Genomic DNA, 14,819 nt, shown 5'->3' with positions numbered 1-14,819 from the left:
CTTTCTGACTTAAGGGGGTTTCGCGTCTGACCCGGGTATCCCTTCGTGATGTGCCGTCACCGCGCTCAGGGATTGCAGCTTGAGAGTGAGGAATGATCAGCGTAACTTTCGTGAACCGCTGCGCCCAACGCCGCCGCTGTTTTCTTCCTTGTCTGATGGATTTCGGATATGTGGTACAGGTATCTCGTGTTGTTCGGTAAGCCGGTCGTGAAGCTGCTGGTCGCTATGCTGCTGGCGAACAGCTTTGTCTTCGCCGCGCACGCTGAAACCGAGATTCGCAATGTCGAGGTGCAGAGCGGGGCGGAAATACGGGTCAAACATTTTGCGGGGCAAGGCAAAGCTGCTCTGCTCTGGCTGCCCTCGGAGTACGGCGTAAGGGCCGGTCAGGATGTGACGGCAGCGGCATTGGCATCGCTGGGATACGAGGTCTGGATGGCGGATCTCCATACCGCCTACTTCGTAGCCCCGGGAAGAGAAAGTATTCAGGAATTTCCCGTCGCGGATGTGGTGGAACTGGCCGAGAAGATACTGGCCGCCGGTAAAGAGACCCTGTTCCTGATGGCCTCAGGCAAGGGCGCGGGGTTGGCGTTGCAGACGGCGCGGGAAATGCAGTTGCGCGCCGCGGGGCGCAGGGATCTTCGCGGACTTCTACTGCTTAGCCCGTTTCTCTACCAGGGCAGTCCAAAACTCGGCGAAGACAATCGTTTTCTCTCAGTGGTGCACGAGACCAATCTCCCGGTTCTTGTTCTCCAGCCGACGCTTTCCGAAAAGTACTGGCGCGTGGAAGAACTCGTCGAAGCGCTCGAAGTGGGTGGAAGTCCGGTGACCTATGAAGAACAGAAGGGCGTCCAGTCGGGATTTGAGGCGCGCTCCGCTGACGATCTGTCGGACGCCGAACTCAGTGCCCGGCGCGAACTACCCGCGCGATTGCACCATGCGATGGCAAAAATGGCGAAGATCGAATCCCCGAAACGCGCCGCTGCATCCCGAGACCCGGAGAACTACAGGCGCCAGGCGGTGGCAGAGCCGCGCCTTGCGCCCTATCGCGGACCGCAGGATCTGCCCGACATCGAGCTCGATGATCTGCAGGGAAATCGCCATCGGCTCTCCGCTTATCGCGGCAAGGTGGTGCTGATCAATTTCTGGGCGACCTGGTGTCCACCCTGCGTCAAGGAGATCCCGTCGCTGAATGAGTTGAACAGGAGAATGGCGAATCGGGATTTTCAGCTGCTAACGATCAACGTCGGCGAACAGGAGGCGGTGATCAGGAAGTTTCTTGAGCAACATCCTGTCGACTTTCCCGTCCTTCTCGATAGCAACGGCGAGGCGATCAAGAGCTGGAAGGTGTACGCCTATCCCTCCAACTACCTGTTGGACGGTAACGGGCGCATTCACTATGGCTACTATGGTGCTCTGGACTGGGTGGCGCCCGATGTCATCGACCTCATCCAGACGTTGTTGGAAAAGTAAGCCGGGATCGGGGGCGCTCGAAAGCTTTCAGCGAGTCAGGCGCGGCATGGCGATGCCAGGCAGCGTCGTCAGGATGGATGCCGTCTTGGCCGGATTGACGCGCTCTTTTAGAACCTGTCCAGCCATCGCGGTGATTGCGGTTGCGCGCGTCAAGCATTGCGAATAGATGTTTACGATTTCAGCTGATGCGTGTCGAGGGGATAGCCGCGGTCTTTGTAGAAGCGAAATGCCTCGCGTGCGCGCTGCCGTTCATCATTGCCGGATCCCACCAGTTCGGCGACCCGTTCAAAGCGGCTGAAGAAGGCGGGGACTTCGAGGCTGAGATTGATCAGCACGTCGCAGTTGCCGCGCGGCTCCTCGCTGTGCCCGATCTGAATCGGTGAATCGTCCGCCAGTTCTTGGGTGCACAGCGCGTGGGGGAGGAAACTTTCGTCGCGGTAGGTCCAGAGCAGGCTGTCCAGCGTCTCCGCCTGTTCGCGGGTCGCGGTATGGATGAAGATGCGATGGCCGCGGTCGTAGGCCTTCTCGGTCAGGCGGCAGGCGAGCAGCTCGCGACTGCCGCGACCCTGCTCGGGGAGTACATAGAAATCGATCCTGGTCATAGCGGATTCAACCGTAGGCGCGGCGGAAGCCGCGATTGGCCGCATCGATTCGCGGCTTCCGCCGCTCCCACCGGTATCTCTTGATGAATCAGGTCGCGCTCCTCGACCGATCCAGCAGGTATTGGGTCAGCAACGGCACCGGCCGCCCTGTCGAGCCCTTGGCCTCGCCCTGCAGCCAGGCGGTCCCGGCGATGTCGAGATGCGCCCAGTGGTACTTCTTGGTGAAGCGCGCCAGGAAACAGGCGGCGGTGATGGTGCCGGCCTCGCGGCCGCCGACGTTGGCGACATCGGCGAAGTTGGTCTTGATCTGCTCCTGGTACTCCTCCCACAGCGGCAGTTCCCAGACCCGGTCGCCGGCGTAGGTGCCGGCTTTCAGCAGCTGCTGGGCCAGCGGGGCGTGATTGGCCAACAGACCCGAGGCGTGCTTACCCAGGGCGATGACGCAGGCGCCGGTCAGGGTGGCGATGTCGATTACCGACTTCGGGTGGTAGCGCTCGGCATAGGTCAGCGCGTCGCAGAGGATCAGCCGGCCCTCGGCGTCGGTGTTGAGGATCTCGATAGTGAGTCCCGCCATGCTGGTCACCACATCGCCCGGCTTGTTGGCGGTGCCGCTGGGCAGGTTCTCGCAGGCGGGCACGATGCCGACCACGTTGAGCGGCAGATCGAGCTCGGTGCAGGCCTTGAGCGTGCCCAGCACGCTCGCCGCGCCGCACATGTCGAACTTCATCTCGTCCATGGCGGGTGAGGGTTTGATGGAGATGCCGCCGGAGTCGAAGGTGACTCCCTTGCCCACCAGCACGTGGGGTTTGTCGCCCTTCTTGCCGCCGCCGTACTCCAGCACGATCAGCTTCGGCGGCTCCTGGCTGCCCTTGGCGACCGAAAGCAGTGAGCCCATGCCCAGTTTCTCCATCTGTTTCTGGTCGAGCACCGTCACCCTGAGCTTGGCGTTGCCCCGTGCCAGCTGGCGTGCCTGGGCGGCCAGGTAGGTGGGGGTGCAGATGTTGGCGGGCAGATTGCCGAGTTCCCTGGCCAGCACGCTGCCGGCGCCGATGGCGCTACCGTGGCGAATCGCCTGCTCACCAGCCTTGTGCGCTCTCTTTTCCGTTACCGAGAGGGCGATTTTGCGCAGCGGTCGCGGTGTCTTGTCCTTTTTGGACTTGGTCGTTTCGAAGCGATACGCGCTGGCCGCGGCGATTTCGACGGCCTGGCGGACCTTCCAGTAGCTGTCGCGCCCCTTGATGTCGAGCTCGGTCAGGGTGAGCAGCGCATCGGCCGCGCCGGTCTCCTGCAGCTTGCGCAGGGCGGCGAGGAGGGCTTCGCGGTACTGGCGATCACCGAACTCCGCGGCTTTGCCGCAGCCGACCAGCAGCACCCGTTCCGCCGTGATTCCCGGCACCTGGTGGAGCAGCAGCGTCTGGCCGGACTTGCCCAGGAGATCGCCGCGGCGGATCACCTGGGTGAGATGGCCATTCGCCGCCTTGTCGAGCGCTTCGGCAACGGGCGACAGGCGTTTGCCTTCGTAGACGCCGGCGACCAGGCAGGCGGTGCGCTGTTTTTCGGGAGTACCGCTTTTGATCTGGAATTCCATTACAGCTCCGGGGTTTGGTTTTCAGGAAGGGCGTTCTGACGTAACCTTGCGCAGAGGGGTGTCCGCAGGCGCCAATCAAAACTATCGATTGCGGCAAGTTTATCGCAATGAGCGATTTTATCGAGCGAAACTCCGGCTAAATTTTCAAAGCGAAAACTTCTTGACCGTCATCAACCGTTATCTGCTCAAAGAGTTCAGCAAATCGCTGCTGTCGGTGGCGACCGTATTGATGCTCATCTATCTGAGCAGCCGGGTGGCACCGCTGCTGGCGCGTGTGGCGGCCGGTGAAATGGCGGGCGATGTGATCTTTGCGTTGCTGTTCCTGAAATCGGTCACCAACCTGGCATTGGTGATTCCGCCGGCAGTTTTCATTGCGGTGTTGCTGACCATGGGCCGCATGTATCGCGATAACGAAATCACGGTGCTGAATGCGTGCGGGGTCGGCTATGACAGACTCTACCGCGCGCTGTTGATCTTTATTGTCCCGGTTGTCGTGCTGTTGAGCGGATTGTCGTTCACGGTGGGCCCGTGGGCCGATGCCACCGGCGAACGCATCAAGCAGGACGCAGAGCAACGCGCCGATGTCTCGGGGATCAGCGCCGGCCGTTTCAAGGAATCGGATGACGGCGGGGTGGTCTTCTACACCGAAACGCTCAATCGCGAACAGAACCGCTATCAAGGGGTGTTCATCCAGAATCGCAGCAACGATCGCCTGGGTGTGGTGGTGGCTGAAAGCGGCCAGGAGCGCACCGACCCGGACACTGGCGATCGCTATCTGGTGTTGGCGGATGGGCGACGATTCGAGGGCCACCCCGGCGATGCCGACTACACCATCCTCGATTTCAAGGAATACGCGGTGCGTATCGATGAGCGCGATCCGCAGGCGGACAGAACCATACGGACCAAGGGCCGCCCGACGCGAGAGTTGCTCGCCGAGGGAACGACCTGGGCCTGGGCCGAGCTGCATACCCGCCTGGCTGTTCCGATCAGTGCCCTGCTGCTGGCGCTGCTGGCGCTGCCGCTCAGCTACGCCTCACCGCGGCAGGGGCGCTACGGAAAACTCTTTCTGGCGATCCTCGTCTACGTGGTCTACGCGAACATCCTGGTCATGGCGGAGACCTGGCTGGCCCGTGGTGTCATCCCCTCCGCACTGGGAATGTGGTGGGTGCACATCGGCGTACTGGCCCTGTGGCTGGCATTGCAGGCGCGGCGTTCAGGTCCTGGCTGGCGCAGGTCGGTGGCATGAGAATCCTCGATCGTTACCTGGGGCGCGCGGTATTGCAGGGGTCGCTGACGGTGCTGCTGATTCTGGTGGCGCTGATGACGGTGATCGATCTCGTGGTCGAGCTGGCCGATGTCGGCAGCGGCAACTACGGCCTGTTGCAGGCGCTGGAGTACGTGCTGCTCACCATGCCGCGGCGTGCCTTCGAGATGCTGCCCCTCGCCGCGCTCATCGGCACCCTGATCGGCTTGGGTGCGTTGGCCAACAACAGCGAGTTGGTGGTGGTGCGTGCCGCCGGAGTCTCGGTGCTGCGTATCTTCGGCTCGGTGATGCGGGTCGGTTTTGTGTTGATCGTGGTGACGCTGATTCTTGGCGAAGGCATCTCGCCGGTGACCGACCAGTGGGCACAGGAGCGGCGCGCGGCCGCGTTGTCCAAGGAGTTTTCCAACAAGACCAAACTCGGCTTCTGGGTACGCGAGGGTGATCGTTACATCAACATTCGCCGCATCCTGCCGGGCTCGCGCTTGGTGGATGTCTACGTCTACGAGTTCGATTCGGCGCAGCAGCTGCGTTACTCGCTGCATGCCGCAAGTGGCGTTTACCTGAAGGGCGAGTGGCGGCTGCGCGATGTGGCACGCAGTGAGATCGGGGCAGAGCGGGTCAAGGCGGAGCGTCTTGACGAGATGGTGTGGCGCACCGACCTCGATCCGGAGCTGGTCAAGGTGGTCTCAGTCGAGCCGGAACGCCTGTCCACGGCGGGGCTGCATCAGTATATCGATTACCTGGAACGGAACGGCCTGGAATCCCAGCGCTACCGGATCGCATTCTGGATCCGCGTGCTTGCGCCTGTGGCCACCGTGGTGATGTTATCGTTGGCACTGCCTTTCGTCTTCGGTTCGAACCGTTCGGTACCGGTCAGTCAGAGGGTGCTGATAGGCACGCTGCTCGGCATCGGCTTTCAGATTCTCTCGCGCAGTTTTGGACACATGGGACAGGTGTTCGACCTCAACCCGCTTTTCGCGGCGTCATTGCCGCTGCTGCTTTTTACTGGGTTGGCGGTTTATCTGATGCGCCGCGCTCTATGACAGATTAGAGCCAGCCGCCCGTCACCCAGGCAGCCGTTTCCATCAACGCCCGCGCCACCCCGGCGATCACCAGCGCCACGCCCACCGAAAGTGTCACCGAGTAGAACGCCTCGCGCTGCCCCAGGCTCTTCATCATCACCGCGAAGGTCGAGATGCAGGGGACATAGAAGGTGAGAAAGAGCAGAAAGGTGAGGATTTGCACATCGCTCAGCAACGGACCGATCTCGAAGGTGCCGAGCGCCTGGTAGACCATCAGCAGCGACAGCTCCTTGCGCAGGATGCCGAACAGGATCGGTACGCCAAGTACCACCGGCAGGCCCAGCCACCAGTCGGTGATCGGCATCAGCAGGGTGTTGATCGTGGCGTCTGCGCCGGCATGGCTGAGCAGGGCCAGCACCACGCTACCGCCCACCAGCAGCGGCGTGACGATGGTGAGGATGTCGCTGGTGCGTTCCCAGGTCTGTGCTGTCAGGGACCGGAAGCGGGGGAGTCGATAGGCGGGGATGTTCTGGATCAGCCCCGGCATGGCGTCGCCGAAGCGCGGCGACAGCACGCGCCCCAGTACCGCGATCACCACCAGGGTCATGGCGAAGATGGCGAAGACACCGAGGCCGCCGAGATACTTGCCACCGATGGCGAGGATGACGGCCGAGCGCGCCGAGCAGGGGACGAAGGTGATCAGCAGCGCGGCGACGACCCGCTCGCGCCCCTGACCCATGCGCGCGGCTGCGGAGATGGCCGGGACGTTGCAGCCGAGGCCGAGCAGAAACGGCACCGCCACCCCGCCGTGCAGGCCGATGTGATGGAAACCGCGGTCCACCACGAAGGCGATGCGCTGCATGATGCCCGACTCCTCAAGCGCCACCAGCAGCATCACCAGGGGGATCATGTAGGGCACGACGATGCCCACCAGCCCGATCAGACCGTCGATGACGGCACGCCCGATCACCCCGGTCGTCGATTGCGGCTGCCATTGATCGGCCCACGCGGTGAGCGGTCCCACGCTCCAGCTATCGAGCACGGCGCTCACCTCGAAGACGACATAGAGCACCAGCGCGAAGACAGCGAGGCTGCCCACCAGCCCCCAGCGTGGATGCAGAAACAGCTCGTCAAGCCAGCGCTTCCAGCGACGGTCGTCAGCGCTCCCGCCGAGCCGCGTCGCAGCCTCGTAGAGGGTGGCCGCGCGATGGTGGCGATCGGCATGCAACTCATCGGCCAGGGGTCGCGGCAGGTGCTCTTCGGCAGCGACGCACGCGGCTGCGATCTCGGGAATCACCTGGGGGAAGTGGGCCAGAAGTTCGTCCTGGAAGTAATCGTCGCCAACCGCAAGCTGCATCAACAGCAGGGATTGCGGGACCCGGAAGGCCTTATGCAGCGCCGGACGCGCCAACGTTCTGCCGAGTGGCTGCAGGGCGATCTGCAGATGGGGGCTGGCCGGTTCGGGCAACGGGCATACCTGATTGCGATACGCCGCCACTGCGGCTTCGAACAGGGCGGCTATCCCCTTGCCCATATGGGCGACTGTGGGGATCACCGGCACGCCGAGCTGTTGGCTGAGTGTGTCGGCGTTGATGAACAGTCCCTTGCGCCGCGCCTCGTCGAGGCGATTGAGGGCGATCACCAGCGGACGCCCGAGCAGGCTCAGTTCCAGGGTGAGTTCCAGGCTCGGCTGCAGCGCCGTAGCGTCGACCACCTGAATCAGCACCTGCGGTGGCGCGAACGGCGCCGGCGGCTCGCCGCCCTCGTGACTGCTCACCGGTGGGCGGCGATCGCCCCACAGCAGGTGCTTCAGGGTGACGCGGTCCTCTTCGGGTAGGTGATGCAAAGCATCGATGCTGGGCAGATCCACCACCGAGGCTTCATCAAGCCCGATCTGCACACGCGATTCGCTGAAGTCCTTGCGGGTGCCGAGCAATTCGCCACGATAGATGCTGGTCGAGGAGACCGCCTGGAAAATGGTGCTCTTGCCGCTTTTGGGCAGACCGACCAAGGCGATACGCAGGCGTTGATCGCCGCGCAGCAGCGGGTGGTGCAGCGGGATCGTGGTGGTCTGCGTGGTGGTATCCATTGCAGGGCTGGTGGTCGAGTGCGCTATTGGGCAGCGCGGTCCATGATAGCAGGATGAGTTGGGCGTGCTTTTGGGTACACGGGATTCTAACGGGTCGCGCACCGGCAAAGGGATATCACCGGATGTATAGCCGAACGCGCTTCTTGCGCGCCCTCGCCTTGCTGCATGTCGCTTGTCGTCAGCGTCCTTTGGATATCCGCAGCGATCCCCGCCACAATGGAGGGAAGGTTCGAGAGCTCGCCCTGCAAACGGGTAGAACCTGAGGAACCTATGATCAAGTCTGTTTAGATGGGAGTGCTGTACGGAAGGGGTGAGTTCAAGGCGGAAAGTGCAGGTAATAGCCCGCTATGGCCGAGCTTTCCAACACCGCAATCGTCGCTTCCGGGCAACAGAATCACTGAACACGATTTGATCAGAGGTTCCCTAATGTGACGGGCACTCGGGAAAGCGGGAAGTGTAATGAAAAACGACAGGCCAGCGCGGCATGGACGAAGGGTCGTCACATCGATCCTTGGTACCTTTCTCGTGGTGGTTCTATTGGTGGTGGCGGCCTTCCTCGTCACCGTCTATTTCCTCGAACAGAAGACACGCGATGACGATCTCGCCAAGAGTGCCAGCGCTGTGAGTACACTATTGCGTCAAAAGGTGGAGAAAGAGGCGAAGGCGATGCGCGGCCTGGCTACGGCGCTATTTCACAATCGGGCACTGGAGAAGGCGCTGGCCGTCCATGATCGCCAGGCGCTGCTCGATATCGCGACGCCGCTGTTCGAGACGATCCGCACCGATTACGGGATCACCCACCTCTATTTCACCGGTCCCGATTTGGTGAACCTGTTGCGCATGTATGACCCCCAACAGTATGGCGATGTGATCGACCGGTTTACGGTTCAACGCGCGAAGGAGCTCCAGCAGGTTGTCTATGGCCTAGAACTGGGCCGGCAGGGGACCCTGACGCTGCGCACCGTAATCCCCTGGAAACGCGGCGCGGAACTGCTCGGATACGTGGAGCTCGGTCAGGAGATCGAGCATCTGCTGTTCGATATCCGGGCCACACTCGGTGTGGAACTCCTGGCCTTTGTCGACAAGCAGTATCTGACGCGGGAGCGGTGGGAAGCCGGATTACGGCTGCTTGGCCGGGAAGGGCAGTGGGACGAATTTCGATCCTTTGTGCTGGTTGCGCAGACCCTGGAGCGGATCCCGATCGCGCTCAAGGAGCGGTTCTCGCCCATTCTGGCGAGGGGTGGGGAGATCGAGGTCAGCGATAACCGCAAAGGCCTCTTTTTCGCCAGTCTGCCGCTGACCAATGCCGCTGGTAACGAGATCGGCCGCTTGGTGATCGTGCGCGACGTAACCCGGTTAGAGGCCAACTTCCGCCGCTCGCTGCTGCTGGCCACGCTGGTCAGCGTTTTGGCGGGAGTCTTCGTGTTCCTCTTTTTTCGCAGCGCGTTGGCCCGTGTCGAACGCGACTACCAGCGGCAGCACGAGCTTGAAATGCGCTTGTTGCACATCAGCACCGAACATCAGCGCATGGCTCAGGTAGAGAAGCTCTCAGCGCTCGGTACATTGACCGGCGAGATCGCGCATCAGTTGAATAATCCCCTGGTTGGTGTGGTCAATATGGCCCAGCTGGCAGAGCGTGTGATCGATGATCCGCTGCGGGTCCGCAAATTGCTGGGCGAGATTCGCCAGGCGGGTGAGGACTGCAGAAGCTTCGTACGGCGTATGCTCGAGTTTACCAAGGTCTCGCGCGTTCATCGCAAATCGACAGATCTGTGCGCGTTGGTGCGCGAGACGATCTCGCTGTTTCGCCAGAGCGGCGGACAACAGGTCAGTGTGGAACTCCGGGTGCCCGAGCAGGTCCGGATTGCGGTCGATCCCGTGCTGCTCAGACACGCCCTGTTCAACCTATTGCTCAACGCCTGTCAGGCAATGGGTGGTAAGGGACGCATCTGGTTGACATTGGAACCCGGATACTCTCCTGAGAATGGCCGCCCGGGCTGGATGCTCACTGTCGAGGACGAAGGGCCGGGCCTGGAACCGGAGGTGATGGAGCGCCTATTCGATCCGTTTTTCACGACCCGACCGGAGGGCACCGGTTTGGGACTGCCGGTGGTTCTTTACGTGACGCTACTGCACGGTGGACGGGTGGATGCCGCGAACCGTGAAGAAGGCGGCGCGCGATTTGCAATATGGTTGCCCGACGAGGAGGCGGAGAGAGGCGCTGATGTCGAAAATCCTGATCGTCGACGATGATCGTTACACTCGCGGCCTGCTGCAGGAACTGCTTCAGACCCGACCGACCCAACCGGCCTTTGCCGAGAATGCCGCCGAAGCACGTCGTCTGCTCGTTACCGAGGATTTCAACCTCGTGCTCATGGATCAGCGTCTTCCAGATGGGAACGGGCTGGAATTGCTGCGCGAGATGCGCGAACGGCGCCCCCGCCTTGTTGCGATCCTCATGACCGGCTACGCCGACGTGCGTGATGCGATGGCCTCGGTGCGCGAGGGATTGTTCGATTACCTCACTAAACCCTTCGAGGATCTGGAAGAGCTGGAAAGGGTCATTGACACCGCCTTGGAGCTGGATCGCGCCTACCGGGAGATCGATTCGCTACGCGCTTCGCTGGCGGCGGCAGGGGGTGCACCGGTCCTGATCGGCCAGTCGCCTGTTATGAAACGGCTGATCGAACAAATCCACCAGGTGGCCCACCTGGACGCCACGGTGCTGCTCGAAGGGGAAAGCGGTACGGGCAAGGATCTCGTCGCCAAGGTGGTGCACGCAGAGAGTCAGCGGGCGCAGGGGAAATTCCTCGATGTGAATTGCGGTGCGTTGCCGGAAAATCTGCTAGAAAGTTTGCTTTTTGGGTACGAAAAGGGGGCATTTACCGGTGCGTTGCGCGCCACGCTCGGGTTTTTCGAAAAAGCCGATGGTGGCACCATTTTTCTCGATGAGATTGCCGACATGAGTCCGAAACTCCAGGCAAGTCTGCTGCGGGTCTTGCAGGACGGTCGATTTAACCGGATTGGCAGCACCGAGCCATGTACCAGCAATTTCCGTCTGATCTGTGCCACCAACCGTGCCTTGGCGGCAGAGGTGCAGGCGGGTCGCTTCCGGGAGGATCTCTATTACCGCATCAACGTTATTGTGCTGCGCCTACCTTCACTGCGCGAGCGCGACAGCGACTTGCTGCGCCTCGCCACTCACTTTCTCGATCACTTTAACGAAAAATTCAACAAGCAAGTCGGCCCCCTGTCGACGGATGCCATACGCCGGCTGGAAGCCCACGATTGGCCCGGCAATGTCCGCGAGTTGGAGCATGCCCTGGAGCGACTTGTGGCTCTTCATCCCGGCGGTCCAGTGGATTCGGCACATGTCGTGGGGTGTATCGAAAGGGTAGTGTCCGGCGTTGAAAGTCAGCAGCAGACCGGCGTAGATCCCTACCAGATTGAGCGCCATGCCTTTGAGCGCGATTACCTGGAACGGGTGCTGGAAACAGCTGGAGGCAATGTCTCCGAAGCAGCGCGGCTCTCCGGTATCCCGCGTCAGAATCTCTACGTACGCATGCAGCGATGGGGATTCGTCAAAAAATAGCGACACATGTCACTTGTCAGTGACAATTTCGCGCGTCTATGACCCACCTGTTTAGCCGATCAAGTCAGCCCACTCTTTCGTGTTGCTTGCTCCATCTATCAGAAGCGACGTTGGTATGTCGTTTGCTTGGGTGGATTACGTCAACTATTTGATTCGCGAAAGGGGTACCACAATGAAAACGAAATATTCAGCAGGTGCTGTATTGCTCGCCCTGTTCGGTCTTGTGCTGGTGGCGCCAGTAGCGCCGGTACAGGCCGCGGAGGAGGAGTCCGCGATCGCCCGCGGCGGTAAGCTCTACGACAAGTGGTGGGCAGAGAACGGCACTGTCAAACCTGAAGGCAAGCATGCCGCGTACCCGATCAAGGACGGCAAATACGCCAATCACAACTCTTTCCGTTGCAAGGAGTGTCACGGCTGGGACTATCGCGGCAAGGATGGGGCCTACAAGAGTGGTAGCCATGCCAGCGGTATCAAGGGCGTCAGCGCCATGGCGGGCAAAGACCCGAGTGCTATCGAAGCGATACTCAGGGATAAGAACCACGCCTTTACTGATGCGCAACTCTCCGCGGCGGATCGCCGCGATCTTGCGCTATTTGTCACCAAAGGTCAGGTGGACTATTCACCCTACTATGAAGGCAAGGTTGCAAAAGGAAACGCCGGACAGGGTGAGGCGTACTTCAACACCATTTGCGCCGGCTGCCACGGGCGAGACGGCAAAAAGGTTAGAGATGCGCCGCCGCTGGGATCCGTTGCCGACAACGTACCGGAAATGCTGCACAAGATCCTCAACGGTCAGCCCAACGAAAGTATGCCGGCGTTGCGGGCTTTGGATGTGAAGATCGCTGTCGATCTCGCCACCTATATGCAGACCTTGCCGAGTGAATAGCGGCAGCGGAACGCGTCAGGCATGAGGCAATCGATCGGTGCCACCAGCCGCTGGGGCAAGCGGCTGGTGGTGATTTTTTTGTCCGGGACGGTGTTCGGCATTCTCTTCTGGGGGGGGTTCAATACCGTGTTGGAGCTTACCAACACGCAGACCTTCTGCATCTCCTGCCACGAAATGGAGCGGACGGTCTATCAGGAGTACCTTACTTCTCCCCATTACAAAAACGCCTCAGGCGTCAGGGCGACCTGTCCTGACTGTCACGTGCCGCGCGACTGGGGAGCCAAGGTCTGGCGCAAGATCCAGGCGACCAACGAGCTCTATCACAAGGTGCTCGGCACCATCGATACGCCAGAGAAGTTCGAGGCCAAACGCAAGGAGCTGGCCGAGCATGTATGGGCGACGATGAAGGCTAATGACTCGCGTGAATGCCGCAACTGCCACAGTTACGACAGCATGGATTTCCACAAACAGAAAGCGCGAGCGCGAGAAAAGATGGAAAAGGCCCAAGAGCGTGGCGAGACCTGCATCGAGTGCCACAAAGGTGTAGCCCACAAAAAGCCACCCGAAGAGCGGGATGATTGAATCTTAGGGAACCTCTGATCAAGTCGTGTTCAGTGATTCTGTTGCCCGGAAGCGACGATTTCAGTGTTGGAAAGCTTGGCCATAGCGGGCTATTACCTGTATTTTCCGCCCTGAGCTCGCCCCTTCTGAACAACACTCTCATCTAAACAGACTTGATCAGAGGTTCCTTGGCTGCGGTGCGTGTGTCACCGCGGGTCCGGTTTTTGAGGACTACCCGCCTCTGTCTGATCGATCGAGTCGCGTACGCGACCAACGGTCATGCCAGGCGCGCCGTTGCGGGTCGATCAGTATCCACCAGAATCCCAGACCGGCGGGCAGCAAGGATAGAATGGCGGCGAAGAAGCGCAGGGTCGCCTTGGCCCAGGTGACGCGCACGGGGTCAACACCAACCACCCGGATGCGCCAGGCGCGCATGCCGATGGTCTGCCCGCCGTGGGTCCAGAAGCCGGCGAAATACCCGTAAGCGACCAGTACCGCGGCGATCTGCAGGACCGCCTTGCCGATGTTATCGAGCGGTTCGCCGAAAATCTGCAGCACCACGAATGCCGTGATGAACACCAACGCGAAAACGATAAGGGCGTCGTAAACCATCGCGGCGAGCCGCCGCACAAGACCTACGGACGGGTGATCCTCACTGGCCTCAGGCAATGGTCACCTCGGGTGCGAGGTAGACATCCTGAATGGCGTTGAGCAACTCGACACCATCGCTCATCGGTTTCTGGAATGCCTTGCGCCCCGAAATCATCCCCATGCCCCCGGCGCGCTTGTTGATGACCGCGGTGCGCACCGCCTGCGCCAGGTCGTTGCTGCCCGAGGCGCCGCCGGAGTTGATCAACCCGGCGCGGCCCATGTAGCAGCAGGCCACCTGATAGCGGGTGAGGTCGATGGGGTGATCGCTGGTCAGCTCCTCGTAGACCTTTTTGTGCGTCTTGCCGAAGTTGATCGCGGTGTAGCCGCCGTTGCCCTCGGCCTGCTTCTGTTTGACGATATCGGCCTCGATGGTGGCCGCCAGGTGGTTGGCCTGACCGGTGAGATCGGCGGCGGTATGGTAGTCGATCCCCTCGTGCTTGAAGGCCGGATTGCGCAGGTAGGCCCACAGCACGCAGACCATGCCCAATTCGTGGGCGTAGGCGAAGGCTTCGCTGATCTCCTGGATCTGCCGCCGCGACTCTTCGGAGCCGTAGTAGATCGTGGCACCCACCGCGATGGCGCCCAACTCGAAGGCCTGCTGTACCGAGGCGAAGAGCGTCTGGTTGTGCATACTGGGGTAGGTGAGCAGTTCGTTGTGGTTGAGTTTGACCAGGAACGGGATCTTGTGGGCGTATCTGCGCGATACCGAACCCAGTACCCCGAGTGTCGAGGCGACGCCGTTGCAGCCGCCCTCGATGGCGAGGCGCACGATGTTCTCAGGATCGAAGTAGATCGGGTTGGGGGCGAACGAGGCGCCCGCCGAATGCTCGATGCCCTGGTCCACCGGCAGCAGCGAAAGATAGCCGGTACCTCCCAGGCGACCGGTGTTGAACAGCGTCTGCAGATTGCGCAGCACCTGGGGCGGTCGGTCGGAGCCTGAGACCACGCGATCGACAAAATCGGCGCCCGGCAGGTGAAGGGTATCGTGCTTGATGCCGGTGCACTGATGGTTGAGCAGGTATTCGGCCTCCTCACCCAGAAGACTGCTGATCGTGGCCATGGAATCACTCCTTCACTGGCGGGCTGACGGGCAA

The 14,819-nt window shown here is 61.2% G+C and carries 12 protein-coding genes; 7 read left to right on the top strand and 5 right to left on the bottom strand.

All coding sequences use genetic code 11. The features are described from left to right. Positions 1–168 precede the first annotated feature (168 nt). The gene (locus DWQ09_00935; protein ID KAA3630348.1) at positions 169–1,470 is read left to right on the top strand and encodes a TlpA family protein disulfide reductase; all 1,302 of its coding nucleotides are present in this window, start codon (positions 169–171) and stop codon (positions 1,468–1,470) included. A gap of 170 nt (positions 1,471–1,640) precedes the next feature. On the opposite strand, the gene DWQ09_00930 is transcribed toward DWQ09_00935, so the two are convergent. Together DWQ09_00930 and DWQ09_00925 are read right to left on the bottom strand one after the other, a co-directional pair. Then, complete coding sequence (locus tag DWQ09_00930; GenBank protein ID KAA3630347.1) at positions 1,641–2,072, bottom strand: DNA polymerase III subunit chi; 432 nt, start codon at positions 2,070–2,072, stop codon at positions 1,641–1,643. An 88-nt stretch (positions 2,073–2,160) separates the two neighbouring features. Then, positions 2,161–3,660, bottom strand: a complete 1,500-nt coding sequence (locus DWQ09_00925; protein KAA3630346.1) for a leucyl aminopeptidase — start codon at positions 3,658–3,660, stop codon at positions 2,161–2,163. On the opposite strand from DWQ09_00925, the gene lptF reads away from it, so the two are divergent. Beyond that, a complete protein-coding gene (gene lptF / locus DWQ09_00920; protein ID KAA3630345.1) occupies positions 3,617–4,906 on the top strand; it encodes an LPS export ABC transporter permease LptF in 1,290 nt (429 codons plus the stop codon). The genes DWQ09_00925 and lptF overlap by 44 nt on opposite strands. Next, a complete protein-coding gene (gene lptG, locus DWQ09_00915; GenBank protein KAA3630344.1) occupies positions 4,849–5,967 on the top strand; it encodes an LPS export ABC transporter permease LptG in 1,119 nt (372 codons plus the stop codon). Before lptF ends, lptG begins: the two co-directional genes overlap by 58 nt. A 4-nt stretch (positions 5,968–5,971) precedes the next feature. Here lptG and DWQ09_00910 read toward each other — a convergent pair whose 3' ends face one another. Continuing rightward, positions 5,972–8,035: a ferrous iron transporter B gene (locus DWQ09_00910; GenBank protein ID KAA3630343.1), complete on the bottom strand. Its 2,064-nt coding sequence runs from the start codon at positions 8,033–8,035 to the stop codon at positions 5,972–5,974. A 459-nt stretch (positions 8,036–8,494) separates the two neighbouring features. Here DWQ09_00910 and DWQ09_00905 point away from each other — a divergent pair, with 459 nt between their 5' ends. From DWQ09_00905 to DWQ09_00890, 4 genes are all read left to right on the top strand, one after another. Continuing rightward, positions 8,495–10,288, top strand: coding sequence for a histidine kinase (locus DWQ09_00905; protein KAA3630342.1), 1,794 nt, complete (start codon positions 8,495–8,497; stop codon positions 10,286–10,288). Then, on the top strand, positions 10,257–11,627 hold the full coding sequence (locus tag DWQ09_00900) for a sigma-54-dependent Fis family transcriptional regulator (protein KAA3630361.1): 1,371 nt from the start codon (positions 10,257–10,259) through the stop codon (positions 11,625–11,627). The genes DWQ09_00905 and DWQ09_00900 overlap by 32 nt, the downstream gene beginning before the upstream one ends. Before the next feature lie 115 nt (positions 11,628–11,742). Beyond that, the gene (locus tag DWQ09_00895; GenBank protein KAA3630341.1) at positions 11,743–12,513 is read left to right on the top strand and encodes a cytochrome c; all 771 of its coding nucleotides are present in this window, start codon (positions 11,743–11,745) and stop codon (positions 12,511–12,513) included. Between the two features lie 21 nt (positions 12,514–12,534). Continuing rightward, complete coding sequence (locus DWQ09_00890) at positions 12,535–13,095, top strand: hypothetical protein (GenBank protein ID KAA3630340.1); 561 nt, start codon at positions 12,535–12,537, stop codon at positions 13,093–13,095. Positions 13,096–13,305: 210 nt separating this feature from the next. Here the strand turns inward: DWQ09_00890 and DWQ09_00885 are convergent, their stop codons facing one another. Both DWQ09_00885 and DWQ09_00880 read right to left on the bottom strand, forming a co-directional pair. Next, the gene (locus DWQ09_00885; protein KAA3630339.1) at positions 13,306–13,686 is read right to left on the bottom strand and encodes an RDD family protein; all 381 of its coding nucleotides are present in this window, start codon (positions 13,684–13,686) and stop codon (positions 13,306–13,308) included. A 49-nt stretch (positions 13,687–13,735) separates the two neighbouring features. Further along, the gene (locus DWQ09_00880; GenBank protein ID KAA3630338.1) at positions 13,736–14,785 is read right to left on the bottom strand and encodes a class I fructose-bisphosphate aldolase; all 1,050 of its coding nucleotides are present in this window, start codon (positions 14,783–14,785) and stop codon (positions 13,736–13,738) included. Between the last annotated feature and the right edge of the window lie 34 nt (positions 14,786–14,819).

Source organism: Pseudomonadota bacterium (genome assembly GCA_008501635.1).
In the GTDB taxonomy this organism is placed as follows: Bacteria; Pseudomonadota; Gammaproteobacteria; order QQUJ01; family QQUJ01; genus QQUJ01.
This window is presented reverse-complemented; position numbering and strand designations above follow the sequence as displayed.